The sequence below is a fragment of the Cohnella rhizosphaerae genome (assembly GCF_029525575.1).
In the GTDB taxonomy this organism is placed as follows: Bacteria; Bacillota; Bacilli; order Paenibacillales; family Paenibacillaceae; genus Cohnella; species Cohnella rhizosphaerae.
The window spans coordinates 1349186-1369873 of sequence record NZ_JAPDIA010000008.1 but is presented as its reverse complement, the minus strand read 5'-3'; the positions used below and the strand labels follow the sequence as shown (position 1 = coordinate 1369873).

Sequence of the window (20688 nt, the reverse complement as noted above, 5' to 3'; positions counted from 1 at the left end):
ATAATTGTGGTAACATAATAATTTGAACCGGAAGTCATTTGTCTTCGTCCAATAATGAGGTGGTTGTTTGCAGAACTCCGACGCCAATTTCGAATATCTAAAATACATGAGCGATTCCGACGACAAAAAAACGGTGCTCCACGAACTGATGACCGCTTACGGCAAAGAGGTGTGGAACTTCGCCTACAGCCTGACGCGCAAGTGGGATGTGGCGGACGACGTTACGCAGGACGTTTTCGTCAAGGTTTTCAAAAACCTGGACACGTTCCGGAGCGACTCGTCCATCCGCACCTGGCTCCTGACGATCACGCGCAACACGGTGATCGATCACCAGCGCTCCGCTTTCGTCCGGCGCGTGTCGCTGACGGACTGGAGTCTGGAGACGGGGGAGCGGCGTTCCGTCGAGGACGATGTCATCGAACAGTACGCCGTCAACGAGCTCTGGAAGCAGGTGCTCAAGCTGCCGGTCAAATCCCGCGAGGTACTTATCCTGTACGCCCACCATCAGCTGTCGCTGAAGGAGATCGCGGACGTGCTGGGCGTGACCGAGGGAACCGTCAAGTCGCGGATGTTTCACGCTCGTCGCAAAATCGCGAAAATGAAGGAGCGCAACGGCCATGGAACCGAATGATAAAGACCTCAAGCAGCAGCTATCGCGCGGCCCGCTCATCAAACACGGTTTCGACGCGCGTCTCGTCGCCCGCATCGAAGAGGCGATCGAGCGTCCCGACCGGCGACGCCACCCGCTCCTTCGGTTCGGCTGGCACGGCGCGGGTCTCGCGGCGATGGCCGTACTGCTTTTATTCGCAGGCCTGTGGCATTGGTCGTTCGGCTCGGGCGGACCGGCCGGCACGATCAACCTGCAGCGGGCCGGACAGACCGCCGGCACCGACGCGCCGTTATTCGCCGACGCCGACGCCGAACTGCATTCCGCCCTGCTGCTCGGCCTTCGCGCGGATCCGAAGAGCGAGGACGGCAGCGTCGTCAGCAGCTACCGCACGCTTTTTATCGCGCCGGAGGACGGGCAGTTCGAGCTGTCGGCCCAGGGCGACGGCATCGTCATGCCGTACGGCCAGAACTTTTGGAAGATCGAAGCGGTATCTTCCGATGCGGGCAGTCCAGCTCCGGCCCAGAAGCTGATCGCCTACCCGGTGACCGGCAAGGAAGCGGCCAAGACCGACGTGGGCGCGCTTCGCGAGACGTCCGCTGCGCCGCTGGCCGAACGGCTGCTGTTCGTCGGCAACAAATACGTCTCGGTCGAACAAAATCCGTCCGATGCCCCCCAACCGCGTTTACCGATGGGTGAAGGACATGGATCAACTGGCGGCCGGCGCCCAGCGCAGGGTGTTCGAGCCCGAATCGGAGCCGCACGTCTCGCTGGAAGAAGCGATGAAAACGGCGGAAACCGCCACCGAGACGCCGGTCGCGCAAAAAAGATCCGGCCGCATCCGAGCAGCGCACCGAGCAATGGTCCATTATCCGACGCACCGGCAGTTGGGTCGCGGCGGCGGCCGATACGGCCGGTCAGCCTTTCGCGCCGCTCGCGAACAGGACGCTGGCCGAGCTGCCCACGCCGCTTCCCGAATCGATCAACAAGTTCGACACGCTTTATCCGACCTGGTCGCAGATTCTTGAGATCGAACCGGGCGCCAAGGACGCGTTTTCGTCGCCTAACGAGGACATGCTCGTTATCGTCCTGGACGACGAGCTCGTCGTTTACCCTTACCATTTGCAGGGTGGAGACCAGGACCCGCTCCGTATTCCGCTTCGTTCGAACGAATCGCTGATCATGGCCCAATGGGCCAAAGAAGACAAATACCTGGACAGCTGGAAAAAACAGCTCGCTACGGTGCTGGACGACGATTCGATTGCATCAAGCGTGAAATAGCTGCCTCATCAAAGGCTGCAATTCGTCGCCGCTGCGGGAATTGCAGTTTTATTTTGCAACGATACTTTACTGTATTAACGCGGTGATGTATTATATGGCTAATTCGACATAAAGGAGCTGACCTTCAACGTGGAAAACCGTCAATCGTTTTCACGACAAGCCTTTCACTTGCCCGGTGTCCGCGCCGCGTCCGGCCCGTCCCCCCGCGCCGCGCTCGCAGGCATGCAGCCTTACGCGCCCGGACGCTCGATCTCGGATATCCGGGCGGAATTCGGACTCGAGCGTGTGGTCAAGCTGGCATCCAACGAAAATCCGCTCGGTCCGTCGCCGCTGGCGCTTCAAGCCGTACGAGACGCGCTGCCCGACATGCACCGGTATCCCGACGACCGCGCCGTGCCGCTTCGAAGCAGGCTGGCGGAGAAGTTATCTTTGCAAGCTTGCCAGTTCATCGTAGCGAACGGCGCCGACGAGCTCATCACGCTGATCTGCGAAGCTTATCTCGAGCCGGGCGACCGGATCGCGACGTTCGCGCCGACGTTCAGCGAGTATGGCTTCGGCGCCCGGCTCATGAACGCGGAAATTGTCGCGGTGCCGCTCGCGGATTCGTTCGCGCTGCGGGCGGACGACCTGCTCGCCGCGGTGGACGCCCGCACGAAGCTCGTTTTCGTCTGCTCGCCGAACAATCCGACCGGCACGTACTTGCCGAAGGCGGAGCTTGAATACCTGCTCTCCCGATTGCCGAACGGATGCCTGCTCGTGCTGGACGCCGCTTACTCGCATTTCGCGGACGCGCAGGATTATGCGGACGGATTCGAGCTGCTGCGGGCGGGAGCCCGGCTCGTCGTGCTGCAAACCTTTTCCAAAGCCTACGGGCTTGCGGGCATCCGGGCGGGCTTCGCCGCGGGTCCGGCTGACGTCGTCGCACATTTGCTCGCCGTCAAAGAACCTTTTAACGTGAACGCGCTCGCCCAAGTCGCTGCCAGAGCGGCGCTGGACGACGAGGCTCACCTGAAGGCGACATTGCGCACGAACGCCGTTGGACGAGACCGCTTGCGCGAAGGCCTCGATCGTCTTGGCGTGCGGTCCGTCAAGTCGCAGTCCAACTTTATGCTCGCACACTTCGGCGCAAGGGCGTCATTTGTTTACGAGCAGTTGCTTCGACGGGGCGTCATCGTTCGCGACGCTGCGGGTTGGGGGCTGCCCGAATGGCTGCGCGTCTCGGTCGGGACCGCGGAGGAGATCGACCTGCTGCTCGCTTGCCTGACCGATGTTTTGCGATCGGCGGATTAGGCGCGCGGCGAGCCTAAAAGCGCCGTTCGATCGGCCAAACCGGTCTTCCGGGGCATCCTGGCGGCGTCCATTCGCGCTTGTCACAGTCCCGACGCAAAACCGACGCAAACCATTCCCGGATTCCGCGGTCGTCGTCGGTTTATGTCGGTCGGCGGGTATGTTAATATGGGAAAGTCAGGTTGGATGCAGAACGTGCAACCGGGAAGGGGAACGGCGTATGTTTCGGACGATCGGCGTAGTAGGAGCGGGGACGATGGGCCAGAGCATCGCGGAGATGCTGGCCGCCAAAGGGCTGGACGTGCATATGACCGACAGCTCCGGTTCGCGCCTGAAGCAGGCGCAGGCCGCGCTCGAGAAAAACTTGGACCGTCAGATCGAGCGCTGGGCCATTACCCAAGCGGAGAAAAAATTGATATTGAACCGGATCCACGCCGAACCTTCGCTCGAGCATCTGGCCGAGTGCGACTTGATCATCGAGACGATCAGCGAAGACCTGGAAAGCAAAAAAACGGTGTTTCAGCAACTGGACGACATAATTCCCGAGGACCGCGTGCTGGCGAGCAATACATCGACGCTCAGCCTCACCGAGCTGGCCAGCGTGACCAGGCATCCCGAGCGGGTGATCGGCATGCACTTCGTTTATCCGGCGTTCCGGATCGACGTCGTGGAGATCGTCCGGGGCTTGCAGACGTCGGACGACACGTTCGAGCGGACGAAGGAGTTCATCGAGCGCGACCTGTCCAAAAAAAGGCGTCATGGTTTTCGAATCTCCCGGCTTCGTCACGACGCGGCTCATCTGCCTGCTCATTAACGAATCGCTGAACGTGCTGCAGGAAGGCGTAGCCTCGCCGGAGGATATCGACGCCGCGATGCGCATCGGCTATCAGTTTCAATACGGACCGCTCGAGATGGCGGACCGGTTCGGCCTGGACTCGGTATGGGCGGCGCTCGACCGCATGTTCAGGGAGTACGGCGAGCTCAAGTACCGGCCGTCGATCCTGTTGAAGAAGAAGGTGCGCGCAGGCCAGCTCGGCGTGAAGACGGGACAGGGCTTCTTCAAGTATACGAAGGACGGTGAGCGCCAGCCATGAACGTGCTAGTCATCAACGCGGGGAGCTCCTCGCTGAAGTACCAGCTGTACGATATGAAGACGGAAAACGTGCTCGCCAAAGGCCGCGTGGAACGAATCGGCATGGAGTCGTCGATTTTGACGCACGAAGTCGAGGGGCAGCCGGAGGTGCGCGAGGTGAGCGAAATACTCGAGCATACGACGGCCGTGCGCAAGGTGCTCGACATGCTGACCCACAGGCGCTTCGGCGTGCTTCGCAACATCGACGAGGTCCAGGCCGTCGGCCACCGGATCGTCCACGGGGGAGAGACGTTCAGCGAATCGGTGCTCATCGACGCGGACGTGAAGCTGGAGGTTCGCAAGCTGTTCGACCTGGCCCCCCTTGCACAACCCGGCCCATATGATGGGCATTCTCGCCGTGGAGACGAACCTGCCGAACGTTCCGCAGGCGGTCGTATTCGATACGGCCTTTCATCAGACGATGCCCAAGACCTCTTACTTGTACGCGATTCCGATGGTGCTCTACCGCAAGCATCAGATCCGGCGATACGGCTTCCACGGCACATCGCACGATTACGTGAGCAAGCGGGCCGCCGAGTATTTGGGCAAACCGTTGGAGGAGCTCAAAATCGTCAGTTGCCATATCGGCAACGGCGCGAGCTGCACGGCGATCCTTGGCGGCAAGTCGTTCGATACGAGCATGGGCATGACGCCGCTCGAAGGGCTCATGATGGGGACGCGCAGCGGGGATCTGGATCCCGCGATCGTCCCTTATGCGATGAACAAGGAGGAGCTGACGCTGTCGGAGGTCAACTCCATGCTGAACAAACACAGCGGCTTGATCGCGATCTCCGGCATCAGCAGCGACATGCGCGAGGTCGTGCAGGCGATGAACGAAGGCAGCGAGCCTGCGCGGACCGCGTTCGAGATGTACGTCTACCGGATCCGCAAGTACGTCGGCGCCTATGCGGCCGCGATGAACGGCATCGATGTGCTGCTGTTCACCGCGGGCGTCGGCGAGAATTCGGACGTGCTGCGCAAGGCGGTCTGCGAAGGGCTGACCTTCCTCGGCATCGAGCTCGACGAAGCGCGCAACCGCGTCCGATCCGGCGATTCCCGGCGCATCTCGACGGACGCCTCCAGGGTCGAGGTGCTCGTCGTGCCGACGAACGAAGAGCTGCTCATCGCGCGCGACACGTACAGGCTCGTCAGGACGTCCAAGGAGGCGGCAGCCGATGAATGAAGCCGGCGGCACGGCGGCCATCCTGGCCGAAGCGTACATGGACGGCGCGGTCAGCATTCCGTACGCGCTGCTCCGCGTCTATCGGATGCTGGGGCTGACCGACACCGACTGCATGCTGCTCATCCAGGTCGTCGCCTTCAGACAGCTGGAGCAAAACGATTTTCCGACGATGGAGCAGCTGCAGCAGCGGCTCGGCGCGTCTGGCGCGGTCATCGGCGAATCGCTTCAAAAGCTCATTCGCCGCGGCTTGATCGCGATCGACGAGGTGAGCGACCCGGCGAGCGGCATCAGAGCGGAGCGCTACAACCTGGCCGGCTTGTACCAGGCGATCGCCCAGCTGCTTGCATCGGGCGAGGCGCCCGTTCGGGCCGCCGGCTCGCAGGCGTCGTCGGTCGCGCAGGGAGCCGCGGACTTCGCGGGCGGGGACAGATTCGCGCGGGAGGACGGTCCGGATGCCGAGACGGTGAGCCTGTTCGCCGTATTCGAGCGGGAGTTCGGACGCCCGATCTCGCCGATGGAAGCGGAGACGATCGCCGGCTGGCTCGACCAGGACAAGTACGCGGAAGAATTGATCTTGTTCGCGCTTAAGGAATCGGTGTTCGCGGGCAAGCTCTCTTTTCGGTACATGGACAGAATATTGCTTGAATGGAGCCGCAATCGGGTCCGCAGCGTAGAAGACGCCAGGGCGCACGCCCAGCGCTTCCGTACCGGACGCTGAAGGCTGAACGGCCTTTCGGCCAGATGACATGAAGGAGCATGCGACGATGGAAAAGCCGCTATATCAAAAACTGTATTACAAAACCGGGCGAGCGCTCGTATACGGGGCGCCGGAGGGCTTCGACCTAGGCGTCGACGCCGAGACCGAAGCGGAGGGAAGATTCGACTTCGTGCTCGTGTTCGTCAAAAACACCGAAGACGCGCTGAAGACGCTGCCGAAAATCATTCCGCTGCTGCAGCCGGACGCCGTCTGCTGGATCTCTTACCCGAAGCAATCCGCCAAGGTGCAGACCGATCTGAACCGCGATCTGCTGTGGCGGATCATGGAGACCCGCACCGATTACCGCGTGGTCAGCAATGTCGCGATCGACGCCGTCTGGTCGGCGCTCCGCTTCCGCCACGTCAGCAAGGTCAAATCCGCGAAGCCCTGAATCTCATCGATCCCGACCCGAGACGCAAATCCGTTTTTTTCGGTTAAGTTTTCGGACCGAGCCGCGTACATATAGGTATAAGCGGCTAGGCCGGCGACAGGAACTGAGAGGAGCGGATCGATTTGGACATTTTGGGCGAACTGCAGGTCATTCTTCCGGTTCTGTTCTGCGCAGTACTCGGCATCATCGCGATCTTCGGCGTCCGTAGCATCGGAGAGTGGAGCCGCAACAACAAGCAGCCGCTGCTGTCCGTCGCTTCCCGCGTCGTCTCCAAGCGTTCGCTCGTCCATTACCGCCATCATCACGACGACGGTATCTCGCATCACCAGTCGGATACGTACTATTACGCGACGTTCGAACTCGCGGACGGCGCCCGCATCGAATTCAAGCTGAGCGGCGGCGAGTACGGACTGCTGGCGGAGCAGGATGCCGGCATGCTGACGTATCAAGGGTCGCGTTTCTATGGCTTCGAGCGGGAAAAAGACAGGGGCTTGCGGCTCGTGGGCAGATCTTGAGCGACTTCATTCGTTAAAAAAAGCCCGTTCTTCCGTCGAGGAAGGCGGGCTTTTGCATTTTCTGCTTGTGAAACGACGGGGAACGGCTCAGCGCTTCAGCAGCGCCATCCGGTAGACGTATTCGAACAAAAATTCGAACGCCTCCAAATGCTTGCGGGCCTCGAACGCGTCGCGGCCCCACGCGTAAATGCCGTGCTTGCGCAGCAAAATGCCGGGAATTCGTCTGTCCAGACGTTCCTTGACCTCCGGCACGATGCGCGGAATGTCGGCAAAGTTGGAGACGATCGGCACGTCGATGACGGCTTCCTCGTCCCAAATGTTGAAGGCTTTGATCAGCTCGACGCCTTCGACGGGGACGGCGCGGCGCTCCCAGAAGAGGTCGGACACGATGCTGTTGTATACGGAGTGAATGTGGAAAATGGCGCCGCAGCCCGTCTGCCGATAAATCTCGCAATGAATCAGCGTTTCGGCCGAGGGCTTCAGCCCCGTAGCCTCGATGGGCTTGCCTGTCTGATCGACGAGCAGAAAGTCCTCCGGCGTCGATGCGGCTTTGTCCTTCCCGCTTGCCGTCACGGCGAACGCGAAGCGGTCCGGCTCGAAGCCGCCTACCCGCATCGACAGATTGCCGCTCGTGCCGGGGAACCAGCCGCGGGCGGCGAAGTCCGATTTGACCGCGTCCAGCTCGCGGTAGACCCGCTGCTTGTCCTCAAGTAATAGATCGCTCATACGTTTACCAATCTCCTTCATCCAGATGTCTGACGACGTCGTGGAACGTCTCGAACGGAACGTGCGGAAGACCGAGCTCGACGCAGCGCTCCGTCAGGTGGGAGCGGGAGAACACAAGGTCGGCCAGCTTCGCCCCCGCAAAGTCCGTCACGCTGTCGCCGATTAGAATCCGCGTATACCGGTCCTTCGGGAAGCGCCGGATGACCGTCGTCTTGCACATGCCGCAGTCGTTGTCGCATTCGTCGTCGCAGGCGTGCGGCCACAGAATCTCGATGCGGTCTCCCTCGAAGCTGCTGCCGTTGCAATAAATGTGATCGAGCGGAATGTCGAACGGCGCCAGCATCGGATAGACGAAAAAGTCGATGCCGCCGCTCGTCACGTAAAACTCGACGCCGTTCGCTTTACACCAGTCGAGCAGCGATTGAAAGCCGGGCCGGATGCCGGCGGTGGACAGGATATAGTCCGTGATCTCCTGCTTGCGGGCGGAAGGGATCAAGGCGAACATCTCGCCGACGCCCTGGCGCACGGACTTGCGCAGCGCGACGATGTCGTCGACGATCGGCCGCCAGCCGGGCGGGTCGAACTGCTTCATGACGGCGACGATGTTGTCGCTGAGCGTGATCGTGCCGTCGAAGTCGCAGAACAGCACCGGCGGCTTGTTGAAGACGCGCTTGCTCACGGCCGGCGCACCCCCCCAGCGCTCGATCGCGAGCTTCAGCTGCTCGCGGCCGCCGCCGGCGGACGCATAGGCTTCGAGGTCCTCGCCGGCAAGCACGGCGTCGATCGCCTGGCGGAACGCTTGTCCGCCCGCGGCCGCGCCCAGCGGGTGTCCGTGGACGCCGCCGCCTGCGTTGACGACGACATCGCGTCCGAAGTCGTGGACGATGAGCGGGACGAGGCCGGGGTGGATGCCTGCGGACGGTACCGGCAGGACGGCCTTCTGGGGCAGCGCCGCGTTCACCAGCGCATCCTGAACCGCAAGGTTCTCGGCCTTCGGCATAACGACGGAGCCGTAAGGCGAAGGGAAGAGGGACAGATCCGCGCCGGACATGCGGATGAGCGTCCCGAGCAGAACGGACGCGGAGATGCCGTGATGCGGCGACGGATAGTAGGCGCCGGCCATCGCCGGATGCGCCGCGATCGGCACGCTGACGGCGGGGTCGGCTGCGAGCTCGGCGAGCGCGTCGAAGCCGTAGGCCAGCACGTTGAACAGCAGGCCGTTCACGCCTGCGTCGATGGCGCGCAGCGCGTTTTCGCGCAGCTTGGACGTCGGTCCAGTCAGGTTGGCGAAGTAGATCAGCTTCTGTCCGGTGACGCTTTCCGCCTCGCGGGCGGCGGACATGCAGGCTTCGACGCGGCGCTCGAGCGGCGTGAGCGGATTTTCGAACAAAATCTCGTCGTCCTTGATCAGATCGACGCCGCCGAGCGCCTGTTGGAGGAACTGCTCGCGAAGGCCCTCCAGGTCGTAGCCGATGACGGATTTGAAAATACTCATGAGAAGCGGGCGGTCGTGGACGCCGAGATAGTCCCGGACGCCCGCAAGTCCCAGCTTGGGACCGGGGAAGGCGGACAGGAATTCAGCCGACGGCGCGAGACCGGTCAGCTTGATGCGGCCGTCCATCGACAGCTTGCCGAACACGGTCACGAGCAGCGCGGGGATGTCCCTGCTGAAGTTGACGTCGGGATATTCGATCGTAATGTCGGCGTAGCGCTCGCCCGGTCCGGCGCCCGCCGGCTCATACGTCTCGACGGAGACGACGCGGCCCAGATGCTTTTCCATTTTTTGCTTCGCGACTTCCGGCAGCTCGGTCCAGCTTCCGACCGTCAGGCCGACGGCGATGCCTTCCGCCTTTTTGGCGAAGTCCGCCTTGTCGTCGAACAGGCGATAGGTCGCCTGGCTTTTGTTGGCGCTCATTTGGCATTACCTTCTTTCTGTTAAAACTTTGTGTTAAAAATCGATGGCGTCTGGGGTAGCGCAGCGCAGACCCCATGGCGGGGGCGTAAAGCGAAGGTCAGCCTTGCAGCGCCTCTTCGGCGATCGCGCGTCCCAGTTCGCCGGCACGCTCCGCGCAGCGGCGCATGGCTGCCTCGAACGCCTCGTCGACGCCATGCCGCTGCAGCGTCTCGATCGCCGCTTGAGTCGTGCCGTTCGGCGAAGTGACTTTGCGGCGCAGCTCCGACGGCTGCTCGCCGGTCAGCCGGACCATATCCGCCGCGCCGCGCACCGTCTGCACGGTCAGCTCGCGCGCCGCTTCGGGCGTCAAGCCCTGCGCGACGCCGGAGGCGATCATCGCCTCCATTACGAAGTAAATGTAGGCCGGTCCGCTGCCCGATACGGCGGTCACCGCCTCCAGCAAGCGCTCCTCGACGACTTGCGCGATCCCCACCGCGCCGAACATATCGAGCGCAAGACGCTGCGCATCGTCGCCCAGGCCCTCGGAAAAGGAGATGCCGGTCGCGCCAAGGCCGATGCTGCTCGACGTATTGGGCATCGTGCGTACGACGGGCTGCTTCTCGCTCGTCAATCCGCGGATCGTATCGATCGACAAGCCCGCGATGACGGACACGAGCAGCTGCTCCGCGCGCAGCGCCGGCGCGAGCGCCTCAAGCGCCGATGCGGCGTCCTTCGGCTTCATGGCCAGCACGATGACGTCCGCGGTGAGCAGCGCATCTTGTCTTGCGGCCTCGCTGTCCGCCGCAAGGACGCCGTAGCGCGCGCGAAGCTCGGCCAGCCGCCCGGCGTTCGAGCGGTTGAACACCGTGATGTTGCCGGCCGGCGCGGCGCCGGTGTCCACGAGTCCGCGGACGATGGCCTCCGCCATCGAGCCGGCGCCGTAAAAGCATATTTTAGAATGAGCGAGCGTACCTGTCGTTTCATGCATCGCTGTTCGTCTCCCGTCATGTAATTAACGTCCTTAACGTTTAAGGGCGCGAATGATTATCCGCGCGTTTGTCCGTTGCCCCAAATGCGATACTTGGTCGAAGTCAGGGCGGGCAGACCCATCGGCCCACGCGCGTGAAGCTTCTGCGTGCTGATGCCGATCTCCGCGCCGAAGCCGAACTCGAAGCCGTCCGTAAACCGGGTAGAGGCGTTGTGGTAGACGGCCGCCGCGTCGACCTCTTGCAGGAAGCGGTCGGCGTTCGCCCGGTCTTCGGTCACGATGCATTCGGAATGCTTCGTGCCGAACCGCGCGATATGCGCCAGCGCCTCGTCGAGACCGCCGACGACGCGAACGTTCAATATATAGTCGTTGTACTCGGTCGCGTAATCTTCGTCCGTCGCTTCGAGCGCCCAGACAACGCGGGACCTGGCCGCAGCATCCGCGCGCAGCTCGACGCTTGCCCGGCGGAAGCTCTCCGCCAGCCGCTCGAGGTGTCGGCCCGCGAAGTCCGCGTGGACGAGCAGCGTCTCCATCGAGTTGCAGACGGAGGGACGCTGCACCTTGGCGTTCAACGCGATCGCTTCGGCCATCTCGTAGTCGGCCGTAGCGTCTACGTACGTGTGGCAGATGCCGGCGCCGGTCTCGATGACCGGCACGGTCGCGTTTTCGACGACGTTGCGGATGAGCGAGGCGCCCCCGCGCGGAATGATAACGTCGAGCAGGCCGTTCAGCTTCAGCATTTCGTTGGCCGAAGCGCGGCTCGCGTCCTCGACGAGCTGCAGCGCGTCCTCGGGCACAGCGCTTTGGCGCAGCGCGCCGCGCAGGGCGGCCACGATGCGCTTGTTCGACTCGAGGGCGGCGGACCCGCCGCGAAGCACGACCGCATTACCCGTCTTCAGGCACAGTCCGGCGGCGTCCACGGTGACGTTAGGCCTCGCTTCATAAATGATGCCCACGACGCCGATCGGTACGCGGTACTGCTCGATATGCAGGCCGTTCGGCCGATCGAACTCGGCGATCTTCTCGCCGACCGGATCGGGCAGGGCGATGACCTCGCGCAGCCCCTGCGCGATCGCCTCGATGCGCTTGCCGTCGAGGCGCAGCCGGTCGAGGAGGGACTCGGACGTGCCGCCGGCGCGTCCGCGTTCGATATCGATGTCGTTGCCTGCGATAATGTCGTCGCGGCTTGCGACGAGCGCATCCGCCATCAGGGCGAGCGCTTCGTTTTTTTTGCGCCGTCGTCAGATTGTTAAGCGCAGCCGTCGCGGTACCGGCCGCGATCGCTTTGTTTCTCGCTTCGCTCATGATCCCTTCGCCTCCTTGGGCACGTAAGTGGTGACCCATTCGTCTCTGTGTATGATCTCGATGCGTCCGACCTCTACGCGTCGGGCGGCTTCTTCGCTCGACAGCCCGGCCACCGCAGTAACCTGCCAGGCGTCGTAATTCGATACGCCCCGGCCCAGCGTCCGTCCGCCGCCTACAACCTCGACCACGTCGCCGGGGTGGAATTCGCCTTCGACGTGCGTGACGCCGGCGGGCAGCAGGCTGCGCCCGCCGTTCAGCAGCGCAGCTTCGGCGCCCGGGTCGACGAAGACGCGCCCCTGGGGCACCGACAAAAAGCCGATCCACTGCTTTTTCGCAGGCAGCGAGTGGAGCGATGCCGCGAAGTACGTGCCTTTGCCGCGTCCTTCGACGGCAGCAATCAGATCGCCGGCCTCGGTCGAGCGTCCGACGAACGTCGGCACGCCGCCGCCCATGGCGATCCGCGCCGCTTCGATCTTGGAGCGCATGCCGCCCGTGCCGACCGACGATCCGGCGCCGCCCGCGATCCGGTACAGCTCCTCCGAAATGACCTCGACGCGGTCGATGCGAACGGCGGAGGCGTCCTTGCGCGGGTCCGCCGTGAAAAGTCCCTCGATGTCCGTCAAAATATAGAGGCCGGACGCCTTCACAAGGTTCGCGACGAGGGCGGAGAGGGAGTCGTTTTCCCCGAACTTGATCTCGTCTACGGCGACGGTGTCGTTCTCGTTGATGATCGGCACGACCCCTTGGCGCAGCAGCTCCTCGATCGTGCGCTGCGCGTTTAACGCGCGCTGGCGCTGGCTGAAGTCGGGGCGCGTGAGCAGGATTTGCGCGGCCGCGATTCCGTATGGCGCGAACGCTTCCTGATAGGCTTGCATGAGCAGCGCCTGGCCGACGGCGGCGGCGGCCTGTTTTTCGTGAACGAGCTTCGGCCTTGTCTCGTACCCGACCGTGCGGTAGCCGGCCGCGATGGCGCCGGAACTGACAAGCAAGGTCTGAACGCCCTGGCGATGCAGCGCTGCGATCTCGGCGGCAAAGTAGCCGAAGCTGTCCCGGTTAAGCCCCCCCGGCTTCGCCGGCGAGCGAGCTGCTGCCGATCTTGACGACGATGCGACGCATCTTGACCGCTTCCTTTCGTTTGCAAAATAGAACCTCGATGACAATCGCGCAGAAGCGCAAACAAAAAAGGCCCCCGTCCTGTTCAAAGGACGAGAGCCTGGCTCCCGCGGTACCACCTTCGTTGACGCTCCTTGCCGCGAGGCGAAGAACGTCCGCTTGAACGCCCGGTAACGGCGGGCTTCGTCCGGCTCTTCGCCGGCCGCTCGGGGATGGGGGGAAGGCGTGCGACCGCGCAAATTCTTCCAGCCCATGGAATTTGCTCTCTGTTCGGCGCGAATGTCCTTCGGTTCCCGTCGTCGCGTTTAAAAATAAGGACGGAGGCGCCGCCTTGGCTGGCGATGCCGATTGGTTTAAGAATAGCACGGCCCCGCCGGCTTGTAAAGAAAGCGAACGCCCGCCAGGCGCGCCGGCTTTAGCGGAACAAGCCGAGCCGTCCGATGCGGCCGGCGGCTTCGCGGAGCCGCTCCTCCGGAGCCAGCAGTCCGAGGCGTACATACCCTTCGCCGTGCGTGCCGAAGCCGATGCCCGGCGCGACGACGATGTCCGCTTCCTCAAGCAGAAGATTGGCGAAGGATGCGGAGTCGTATCCTTCGGGCACGGGCAGCCAGCAGAAAAAGGAACCGTCCGGCTTGGGCGCGTGCCAGCCGTGCGACGCCAAGGCGTCGTAAAGCGCGTTGCGCCGGCGCTCGTAGACGGAGACGAGATCGGCCACCGCCCGCTGCGGGCCGCTCAGCGCCAGCGCGGCCGCTTCCTGGATGCCGCCGAACAGGCTGCAATAGTAGTGATCCTGGATCAGGTTGAGCAGCTCGACGATCTTGCGGTTGCCGAGCGCGAACCCGACGCGCCAGCCGGCCATATTGTACGTTTTGGACAACGTATAAAATTCGACGCCGACCTCCTTGGCGCCCGGCGTCTCGAGGAAGCTCACGGGCCGGCGGCCGTCGAACCCGATCGCTCCGTAAGCGAAGTCGCTTGCCACGACGACGCCGTTCTTCTCTGCGAAGCGAACGGTGTCCGCGTAAAATTCGGGCGTCGCTACGGCGGAGGTCGGATTGTTCGGATAGTTGAGGAACATCAGCTTCGCGCGGGCAAGATCCTCGGCCGGTATCGCCTCGTAGTCGGGGAGGAAGCCGTTTTTCGCGAGCAGCGGCATTTGGCTCATCCGCGCGCCTGCGAGCGCCACGCCGGACCAATAGTCGGGATAGCCGGGGTCGGGTACGAGACAGACGTCGCCGGGGTTGAGCAGGCACTGGCTGATTTCTACGAGGCCGGTCTTGCCGCCGAACAGGATCGCGACCTCGGTCGCGGGATCAAGGTCGACGCCGTAATCTTCCTTATATCGCTTCGCGACGGCTTCCTTCAAAAACGGGAATCCGCGGAACGGCGGATATTTGTGGTACAGCGGATTTTCCGCCGCTTCCTTCAGTTTGTCGACGATATGCGAAGGGGTGGGCAGGTCCGGATTGCCCTGGCCGAGGTTGATGACGTCGCGTCCGGTCGCGGCGCGGGCGTTCGCCTTGCCGACGAGCGCGGCGAAAAATTGCTCGGGCAGTCCGGCCATGCGGTCCGCGGGTTGAATGGAGATGGACATGTTGCAGCTTCACGCTCCGTTGCTTTCATTGAAGTGCTTTTCAAAAGGCAATAGGTTGAATATACGGTCTACGGAAAACAATAGCACAAGGCGTCAAGTAGGACAATCGGAAAAGGGGGGAGATGCCGCGTCTTGTCGGTGTGCCGCGAATCGGTTACGATGAGGCTACTTGCAGGCTCGGGCGCGCCTTGAGCCGCTCTAGCAAAGGAGCGACCTAACGATGAACAACAAGCTGAAGCTGGCTCTCATTCAAATGGATATCCGCGCCGGACAACCGGACGACAACTTCGAACGCTTGGCGGCGCTGCTCGAGCGCGCGGCGGGCGAAGGAGACAAGCCCGACGTCATCGTCGTGCCCGAGATGTGGAATACCGGGTACGAGCTCGCGCGCATTCGGGAGATTGCCGATGCGGAGGGCGCGCGGACGATCGAATTTATTTCCGCGTTCTGCCGCAAGCGCGGCGTCAACGTCGTGGCGGGATCGGTCGCGGCCAGCCGCGCCTCGCTAGGCGGCGGGGTCGCCAATACGCTGTTCGCCTTCGATCGCGAAGGCCGCACGATCGCGGAGTACGCCAAGATCCATCTGTTCAAGCTGATGGACGAGCATCTCCATCTCGAAGCGGGGCAGCGGCCCGGACGGTTCGAGCTCGAAGGGGTACCGGCGGGCGCGATGATCTGCTACGACATCCGCTTTCCCGAGCTTGCGCGCAAGCTCGCGCTGGACGGCGCGAAGGTGCTGTTCGTGCCGGCCGAATGGCCGCATCCGCGCCTGCATCACTGGCGTACGCTGCTCCAGGCGCGCGCCATCGAGAACCAGATGTACGTCGTCGCCTGCAATCGCAGCGGCGCGAGCGGAGAGACGCGGTTTTTCGGACATTCGATGGTCGTGGACCCCTGGGGCGAGATCGTCGCCGAAGCGGGCGAGGCGGAGACGATCCTGCGCGCGGACATCGATCTGTCGCTGACGGACGAGGTTCGGGGGGAGGATTCCCGTATTCGAGGACCGCAGGCCTTCGCTTTATTAAACGGCGTCGACTATGCGTCTCACGACGGATCGAGCTTCCGCATCGTTTCCCGGAACGTCGCGATGAACGCCTCGGCCGCGTTGGACAAATATCTGCCTTTGCGGTAGGCGATGACCAGCGTCCGCGTCGGCCTTCCCTTCAGCGGCAGGTAGACCGGCTGCAAGCCGTCGTGCTCCCGGCGGGTGATCATCTGCGGGACGAAGGCGATGCCCATGCCGGCCGCGACGAGCGACTGCACCGTCTCGATATTCGTGCTCTCCACGGCGACGCTCGGATCGAAGCCGGCCTGGCGGCATAGGCCGACCGCGATCGCGCGGAAGCCCTGTCCCTTTTTCAGCATGACGAAAGCCTCGTTCGCAAGCGCGCCGACGTCCGCTTCGGCCGCGCCTGCCGCCGCCAAGGGGTGGTCGCGGGGGACGGCCAGGCAGATCTCTTCCTCGAGAATCGGATCGTACGCAAGCGCCGGTTCGACCAAAGGGAGCGTGAGCAGACTGACGTCCGTGCCGCCGCTCGCGGTCAGCGACTCCAGCGTGGCCGACGCTTCCTCGACGAGCGCGATCTCGATGTCGGGGTACGCCTCGCGGAACGCGGGCAGCACATGCGGCAAAATATGCGAGCCCGTGATCGGCAGCGTGCCGACGACGACGCGTCCTTTGCGCAGATCGGCGATATCTTCCATTTCCCGCCGCAGCTGCTCGGTCATATCGACGATCCGCTGCGCCTTTTCGACGAAAACCGTTCCGGCGTGGGTCAACTCGACGCTGTTGGTCGTGCGCTTGAACAGCAGCACGCCGAGCTCCTTTTCGAGCTTGGACAGCTGCTGGCTGAGCGACGGCTGCGCGATATGCAGCTTTTCGGCGGCGCGCGAGAAGTTCCGCTCGGCGGCGATCTGAATGACGTATTGCAGCAATCTGAATTCCATGGGCGCTTCTCCTTATTCGGCTGAACTATCAACTTTATAGATATTATATCTTGGAACAATGATAGAACCAATGTTATTATAGAATCATTCTAGACGAGGATATTTACACGGGGTGAATTTAAAATGAGCAAACAAACGATGTTCGAGAAAATTTGGAACAATCACGTGATTCATTCGGAAGCGGGCAAGCCCAGCATTTTGTATATCGATCTGCACCTCGTTCACGAGGTTACGTCCCCGCAGGCGTTCGAAGGCCTTCGCATGACCGGCCGCAAGGTTCGTCGTCCCGACCTGACGTTCGCGACGATGGACCACAACGTGCCGACCAAGGATCGCTTCAACATTTCCGATCCGATCTCCAAGCAGCAGATCGACACGCTCACGGCCAACGCGAATGAGTTCGGCGTCAAGCTGTACGATCTGAACACGATCGACCAGGGCGTCGTTCACGTCATGGGCCCCGAGCTCGGCCTGACGCACCCGGGCAAGACGATCGTGTGCGGCGACAGCCATACCTCGACGCACGGCGCGTTCGGCGCGCTGGCGTTCGGCATCGGCACGAGCGAGGTCGAGCACGTGCTCGCGACGCAGTGCCTGCAGCAATCGAAGGCGAAGACGATGAAGGTCAACTTCATCGGCAAGCGTCCGGCCGGCATCACGGCGAAGGATCTCATCCTCGGCCTGATCGCCAAGTACGGCACCGACTTCGCGACCGGCTACGTCATCGAGTACACCGGCGAAGCGATCACGGGGCTGACGATGGAAGAGCGCATGACCGTCTGCAACATGTCCATCGAAGGCGGCGCGCGCGCCGGCCTGATCGCGCCGGACGAGACGACGTTCAATTACTTGCGCGGCCGCGAATACGCGCCGCAGGGCGACGACTTCGACCGCGCCGTCGAGCAATGGAAGGCGCTGGCGACGGACGAAGGCGCCGTCTACGACGCCGAAGTCGACCTTGACGTCGCTTCGCTCGTGCCGCAAGTCACCTGGGGCACGAGCCCGGGCATGGGCACCGGCATCACGTCGATCGTGCCGTATCCGGAGCAGCTGCCGACCGAGAACGAACGCAAAGCCGCCGAAAAGGCGCTCGAATACATGGATCTGGCGCCGGGCACCCCGATGTCGGAGATTCCGATCGACTACGTGTTCATCGGCTCCTGCACGAACGGCCGGATCGAGGATCTGCGCGCCGCGGCTTCCGTAGCCAAGGGCCATAGCGTGAGCCCGAACGTCACCGCCATCGTCGTGCCGGGTTCCGGCCGCGTCAAGATCCAGGCGGAAAAAGAAGGCCTGGACAAGATTTTCACCGCCGCCGGATTCGAATGGCGCGAAGCGGGCTGCTCGATGTGCCTCGCGATGAACCCCGACGTCCTGCAGCCCGGACAGCGCTGCGCGTCGACGTCCAACCGCAACTTCGAAGGCCGTCAGGGCCGCGGCGGACGCACGCATCTCGTGTCGCCGGAGATGGCTGCCGCAGCGGCGATCAAGGGCAAGTTCACAGACGTCCGCAATTGGGAATTCAAGTCCGAAGTGACGGCTTAAGAGGGGAGACATACGCATATGCAACCATTTATCAAATCCACGGGTCTCGTCGCGCCGGTCGACCGCGTGAACGTCGATACCGACGCCATTATCCCTAAGCAATTCCTGAAGCGCATCGAGCGCAGCGGCTTCGGCCAGTTCCTGTTCTTCGAATGGAGATTCGACGAGCAGGGGGCCGTCATCCCCGAGTTCAACCTGAACAAGCCGCGCTACCAGGGCTCCACCGTCCTGCTGTCGCGCGCCAACTTCGGCTGCGGGTCCTCGCGCGAGCACGCGCCTTGGGCGATTCTCGACTACGGCTTCAACGTCGTTATCGCACCGTCCTTCGCGGACATTTTCTACAACAACTGCTTCAAGAACGGCATCCTGCCGATCAAGCTGAGCGAGGAGCAGGTCGACGACCTGTTCAAGCGCACCGAGGCGAACGAGGGCTACAAGCTGACCGTTGACCTGGAGAACAAGGTCATCGCCGACGATCAAGGCCTGCGCATCCCGTTCGAGCTCGACGAGCACCGCCGCCAATTCCTGCTTCAGGGGCTGGACGACATCGGCCTTACGCTGCAGCATGCGGACGAGATCGCAGCATACGAGGCGAAGAACGAAAAGAGACTGGCGAACGTATTTTAATCGCCGATCTTGCAAGCAATATGGGTCTTCTTTCCCGGGTCGACACTTTTCGGGAAGGAAGGCCTTTTTTTCCGCTTTTACTCGCAACTTTTGACATTGCCCGGCGTCTAAATTAGGGTGGACAAGCCAAAAAAGCGCCCCTTCCGATAGAAAGGTCTGCTTAGGACTTTTTTTAGCGGAAGCGCCGCTTTTGGAACGGCCCAATCATTGACACCGAGGTGAAGCATGAGGTACTGGATTTCCCTGATGTTTGTCGTATCGATGCTGCTAACGGCCGCCGGTCTCGCTTCAGCGTCGACCGTCACGCCCCAGTTGATTCTGGACGGCGTCGTACTGACGCCGAAGGAGCCGCCCGCCCTGATCGACAGCCGCGTCATGCTGCCGATTCGCACCGTCACGGAGAACCTGGGGTTCACCGTCAAGTTCGACAACGCGACCAAGACGGTCACGGTGACGAACGGCAATTCGGTCATCGCCATGACCGTAGGCAGCAAAAAAGGCGACCATCAACGGCATCGAGAGCGTGCTCGAGGCGGCGCCCATCATCAAGCAGACGACGCCCCAGACGGCCACGACGATGGTACCGCTCATCTTCGTGAAGGACAATTTCGGCGCGGATATCGTATGGGACAACAAGACGAAGTCCGCGTTTATTTACACGTCGAAGTCGGACGCGGGCGGGACTTCCGGCGGTACGAACGGCGGCGCAGGGGGCGGCGATTCCACGTCCGGCGGCGGCATGATCGGCGTCGTCGACGAGGAGCCGCCCGCGACGGACGGCTCGACCGGCGGGGGCCACGGCTCGGCTGACCCGGGCAGCGGCTCGATCGGCACCGATCCGTATACGAGCCTGGCCTCCATTCACGGCATTCGCTTCGAGAACGATACGGTCATCCTCAGCTACGAAGGGACGATCGAACCCGTCGTCACTTCGCTGACGGGCCCGGACCGAATCGTCGTCGACGTTCCCAAGTCCGACTTCGCTTCGGACTTCGGACAGAATCTGGTCGTGAACGGCGCGACGGCGAAGAGCGGTACATACCCGGTAGCCGGACACCCCGTGCTTACGCAGGTTCGCTATTCGCTGTTCCAGAGCAACCCGAACGCGCTTCGCTTCGTGCTTGATCTAAGCACCGCTTACGGTTACGAGGTTCAAAACGACGCCTCGGCAGGCGAACTCAAGATTAGGCTGAGCGCGGACGCGGTGCCGCCGGTTACCGAAGCGCCGCAAGACAAGGTCTATACGGTCGTGCTCGACGCCGGCCATGGCGGATCGGACTCCGGGGCGATCGGCGTGAGCGGCAAGTACGAGAAAAACTTCAATCTGGCCGTCATTCTGAAGGTGCAGGCGCTGCTCGCGACGGACCCTCGGATCAAGCTCGTCATGACCCGGTCCGGGGATACGTTCCCGTCGCTTAGCGACAGGTACAATTTGGCGAATTCGCTGAATGCCGACCTGTTCCTGTCCGTACACGCGAACAGCAATACGAAGAGCACGGTCAGCGGTACCGAGGTCTACTACACGCGCGCTGAAAGCCTCGCCTTCGCCAATGTCGTCAAGCAATACGCGACGCCGGCTACGGGGCTTGCCGATCGCGGCGTCATCCAGAAGAGTCTCGCCGTTACGCGGGAGACGAAGATGCCCGCCGTGCTGTTCGAAGCAGGTTATCTATCGAACGCGGCGGAAGAAAAGAAGCTGTTTACCGAAGACTTTCAGAACCGCACGGCCGCAGGCCTCGCCGCGGCGGTCAAAGCTTACCTTAAATTAGCGTAACGTCCGGCGAATCCGGTCTAGC

At 62.5% G+C, this 20688-nt stretch carries 14 protein-coding genes and 7 pseudogenes; 13 read left to right on the top strand and 8 right to left on the bottom strand.

Translation table 11 applies throughout. The features are described 5' to 3' along the window. Positions 1-106 precede the first annotated feature (106 nt). The 8 genes and pseudogenes from OMP40_RS29930 to OMP40_RS29895 all read left to right on the top strand — a co-directional run bounded on the left by OMP40_RS29930 (position 107) and on the right by OMP40_RS29895 (position 7153). Positions 107-631, top strand: coding sequence for an RNA polymerase sigma factor (locus OMP40_RS29930; RefSeq protein WP_277536795.1), 525 nt, complete (start codon positions 107-109; stop codon positions 629-631). Beyond that, entirely contained in the window at positions 618-1787 is a 1170-nt protein-coding gene (locus tag OMP40_RS29925) for a hypothetical protein (protein ID WP_277536794.1), read from the top strand. Before OMP40_RS29930 ends, OMP40_RS29925 begins: the two co-directional genes overlap by 14 nt. Before the next feature lie 230 nt (positions 1788-2017). Next, positions 2018-3178 carry a histidinol-phosphate transaminase gene (gene hisC / locus OMP40_RS29920; RefSeq protein ID WP_277536793.1) on the top strand — a complete coding sequence of 387 codons (1161 nt, stop codon included), beginning with the start codon at positions 2018-2020 and terminating at the stop codon, positions 3176-3178. Between the two features lie 217 nt (positions 3179-3395). Further along, positions 3396-4269: pseudogene (locus tag OMP40_RS29915) on the top strand (3-hydroxyacyl-CoA dehydrogenase family protein). Beyond that, positions 4266-5490, top strand: a pseudogene (locus OMP40_RS29910) (acetate/propionate family kinase). The pseudogenes OMP40_RS29915 and OMP40_RS29910 overlap by 4 nt, the downstream one beginning before the upstream one ends. Continuing rightward, positions 5483-6208, top strand: coding sequence for a DnaD domain protein (locus tag OMP40_RS29905; RefSeq protein ID WP_277536791.1), 726 nt, complete (start codon positions 5483-5485; stop codon positions 6206-6208). The pseudogene OMP40_RS29910 and the gene OMP40_RS29905 overlap by 8 nt, the downstream one beginning before the upstream one ends. Before the next feature lie 46 nt (positions 6209-6254). Next, positions 6255-6638: a hypothetical protein gene (locus tag OMP40_RS29900; RefSeq protein WP_277536789.1), complete on the top strand. Its 384-nt coding sequence runs from the start codon at positions 6255-6257 to the stop codon at positions 6636-6638. A gap of 122 nt (positions 6639-6760) precedes the next feature. Then, the gene (locus tag OMP40_RS29895; RefSeq protein WP_277536785.1) at positions 6761-7153 is read left to right on the top strand and encodes a DUF2500 domain-containing protein; all 393 of its coding nucleotides are present in this window, start codon (positions 6761-6763) and stop codon (positions 7151-7153) included. A gap of 87 nt (positions 7154-7240) precedes the next feature. Here the strand turns inward: OMP40_RS29895 and mtnB are convergent, their stop codons facing one another. From mtnB to OMP40_RS29860, 7 genes and pseudogenes are all read right to left on the bottom strand, one after another. Beyond that, positions 7241-7879 (bottom strand): methylthioribulose 1-phosphate dehydratase, encoded by a 639-nt coding sequence (mtnB, locus tag OMP40_RS29890; RefSeq protein WP_277536784.1) that lies wholly within the window; start codon positions 7877-7879, stop codon positions 7241-7243. Between the two features lie 4 nt (positions 7880-7883). Next, positions 7884-8528 carry a 2-hydroxy-3-keto-5-methylthiopentenyl-1-phosphate phosphatase gene (locus OMP40_RS29885; protein ID WP_277538125.1) on the bottom strand — a complete coding sequence of 215 codons (645 nt, stop codon included), beginning with the start codon at positions 8526-8528 and terminating at the stop codon, positions 7884-7886. A gap of 42 nt (positions 8529-8570) precedes the next feature. Then, positions 8571-9794, bottom strand: a pseudogene (locus OMP40_RS29880) (2,3-diketo-5-methylthiopentyl-1-phosphate enolase); the annotation flags it as partial. 97 nt (positions 9795-9891) lie between these two features. Beyond that, positions 9892-10761 (bottom strand): pyrroline-5-carboxylate reductase, encoded by an 870-nt coding sequence (proC, locus tag OMP40_RS29875; protein ID WP_277536783.1) that lies wholly within the window; start codon positions 10759-10761, stop codon positions 9892-9894. Positions 10762-10817: 56 nt separating this feature from the next. Beyond that, positions 10818-12066: pseudogene (locus tag OMP40_RS29870) on the bottom strand (glutamate-5-semialdehyde dehydrogenase). After that, a pseudogene (gene proB / locus OMP40_RS29865) lies at positions 12063-13182 on the bottom strand (glutamate 5-kinase). Before proB ends, OMP40_RS29870 begins: the two co-directional pseudogenes overlap by 4 nt. 412 nt (positions 13183-13594) lie before the next feature. Next, positions 13595-14773 carry a pyridoxal phosphate-dependent aminotransferase gene (locus OMP40_RS29860; protein WP_277536782.1) on the bottom strand — a complete coding sequence of 393 codons (1179 nt, stop codon included), beginning with the start codon at positions 14771-14773 and terminating at the stop codon, positions 13595-13597. 220 nt (positions 14774-14993) lie between these two features. Here OMP40_RS29860 and OMP40_RS29855 point away from each other — a divergent pair. Beyond that, positions 14994-15798: pseudogene (locus OMP40_RS29855) on the top strand (carbon-nitrogen family hydrolase). Between the two features lie 19 nt (positions 15799-15817). Here OMP40_RS29855 and OMP40_RS29850 read toward each other — a convergent pair. Continuing rightward, on the bottom strand, positions 15818-16720 hold the full coding sequence (locus tag OMP40_RS29850) for a LysR family transcriptional regulator (RefSeq protein WP_277536781.1): 903 nt from the start codon (positions 16718-16720) through the stop codon (positions 15818-15820). A 123-nt stretch (positions 16721-16843) separates the two neighbouring features. Between OMP40_RS29850 and leuC the strand changes: the two genes are divergently transcribed. From leuC to OMP40_RS29830, 4 genes and pseudogenes are all read left to right on the top strand, one after another. Next, positions 16844-18265, top strand: coding sequence for a 3-isopropylmalate dehydratase large subunit (leuC, locus tag OMP40_RS29845; protein ID WP_277536780.1), 1422 nt, complete (start codon positions 16844-16846; stop codon positions 18263-18265). A gap of 18 nt (positions 18266-18283) precedes the next feature. Further along, on the top strand, positions 18284-18892 hold the full coding sequence (gene leuD / locus OMP40_RS29840; RefSeq protein ID WP_277536779.1) for a 3-isopropylmalate dehydratase small subunit: 609 nt from the start codon (positions 18284-18286) through the stop codon (positions 18890-18892). Positions 18893-19117: 225 nt separating this feature from the next. After that, a pseudogene (locus tag OMP40_RS40620) lies at positions 19118-19378 on the top strand (stalk domain-containing protein); the annotation flags it as partial. 37 nt (positions 19379-19415) lie between these two features. Beyond that, positions 19416-20666 carry an N-acetylmuramoyl-L-alanine amidase gene (locus OMP40_RS29830; protein WP_277536778.1) on the top strand — a complete coding sequence of 417 codons (1251 nt, stop codon included), beginning with the start codon at positions 19416-19418 and terminating at the stop codon, positions 20664-20666. Positions 20667-20688: the final 22 nt, after the last annotated feature.

Excerpts from the sequence above, each read along its gene's own strand:
- OMP40_RS29930 (WP_277536795.1), top strand. The coding sequence starts at position 107 with ATGAGCGATTCCGACGACAAAAAAACGGTGCTCCACGAACTGATGACC.
- OMP40_RS29925 (WP_277536794.1), top strand. The coding sequence starts at position 618 with ATGGAACCGAATGATAAAGACCTCAAGCAGCAGCTATCGCGCGGCCCG.
- OMP40_RS29905 (WP_277536791.1), top strand. The coding sequence starts at position 5,483 with ATGAATGAAGCCGGCGGCACGGCGGCCATCCTGGCCGAAGCGTACATG.
- OMP40_RS29900 (WP_277536789.1), top strand. The coding sequence starts at position 6,255 with ATGGAAAAGCCGCTATATCAAAAACTGTATTACAAAACCGGGCGAGCG.
- mtnB (WP_277536784.1), bottom strand. The coding sequence starts at position 7,879 with ATGAGCGATCTATTACTTGAGGACAAGCAGCGGGTCTACCGCGAGCTG.
- proC (WP_277536783.1), bottom strand. The coding sequence starts at position 10,761 with ATGCATGAAACGACAGGTACGCTCGCTCATTCTAAAATATGCTTTTAC.
- OMP40_RS29860 (WP_277536782.1), bottom strand. The coding sequence starts at position 14,773 with ATGTCCATCTCCATTCAACCCGCGGACCGCATGGCCGGACTGCCCGAG.
- OMP40_RS29850 (WP_277536781.1), bottom strand. The coding sequence starts at position 16,720 with ATGGAATTCAGATTGCTGCAATACGTCATTCAGATCGCCGCCGAGCGG.
- leuC (WP_277536780.1), top strand. The coding sequence starts at position 16,844 with ATGAGCAAACAAACGATGTTCGAGAAAATTTGGAACAATCACGTGATT.
- leuD (WP_277536779.1), top strand. The coding sequence starts at position 18,284 with ATGCAACCATTTATCAAATCCACGGGTCTCGTCGCGCCGGTCGACCGC.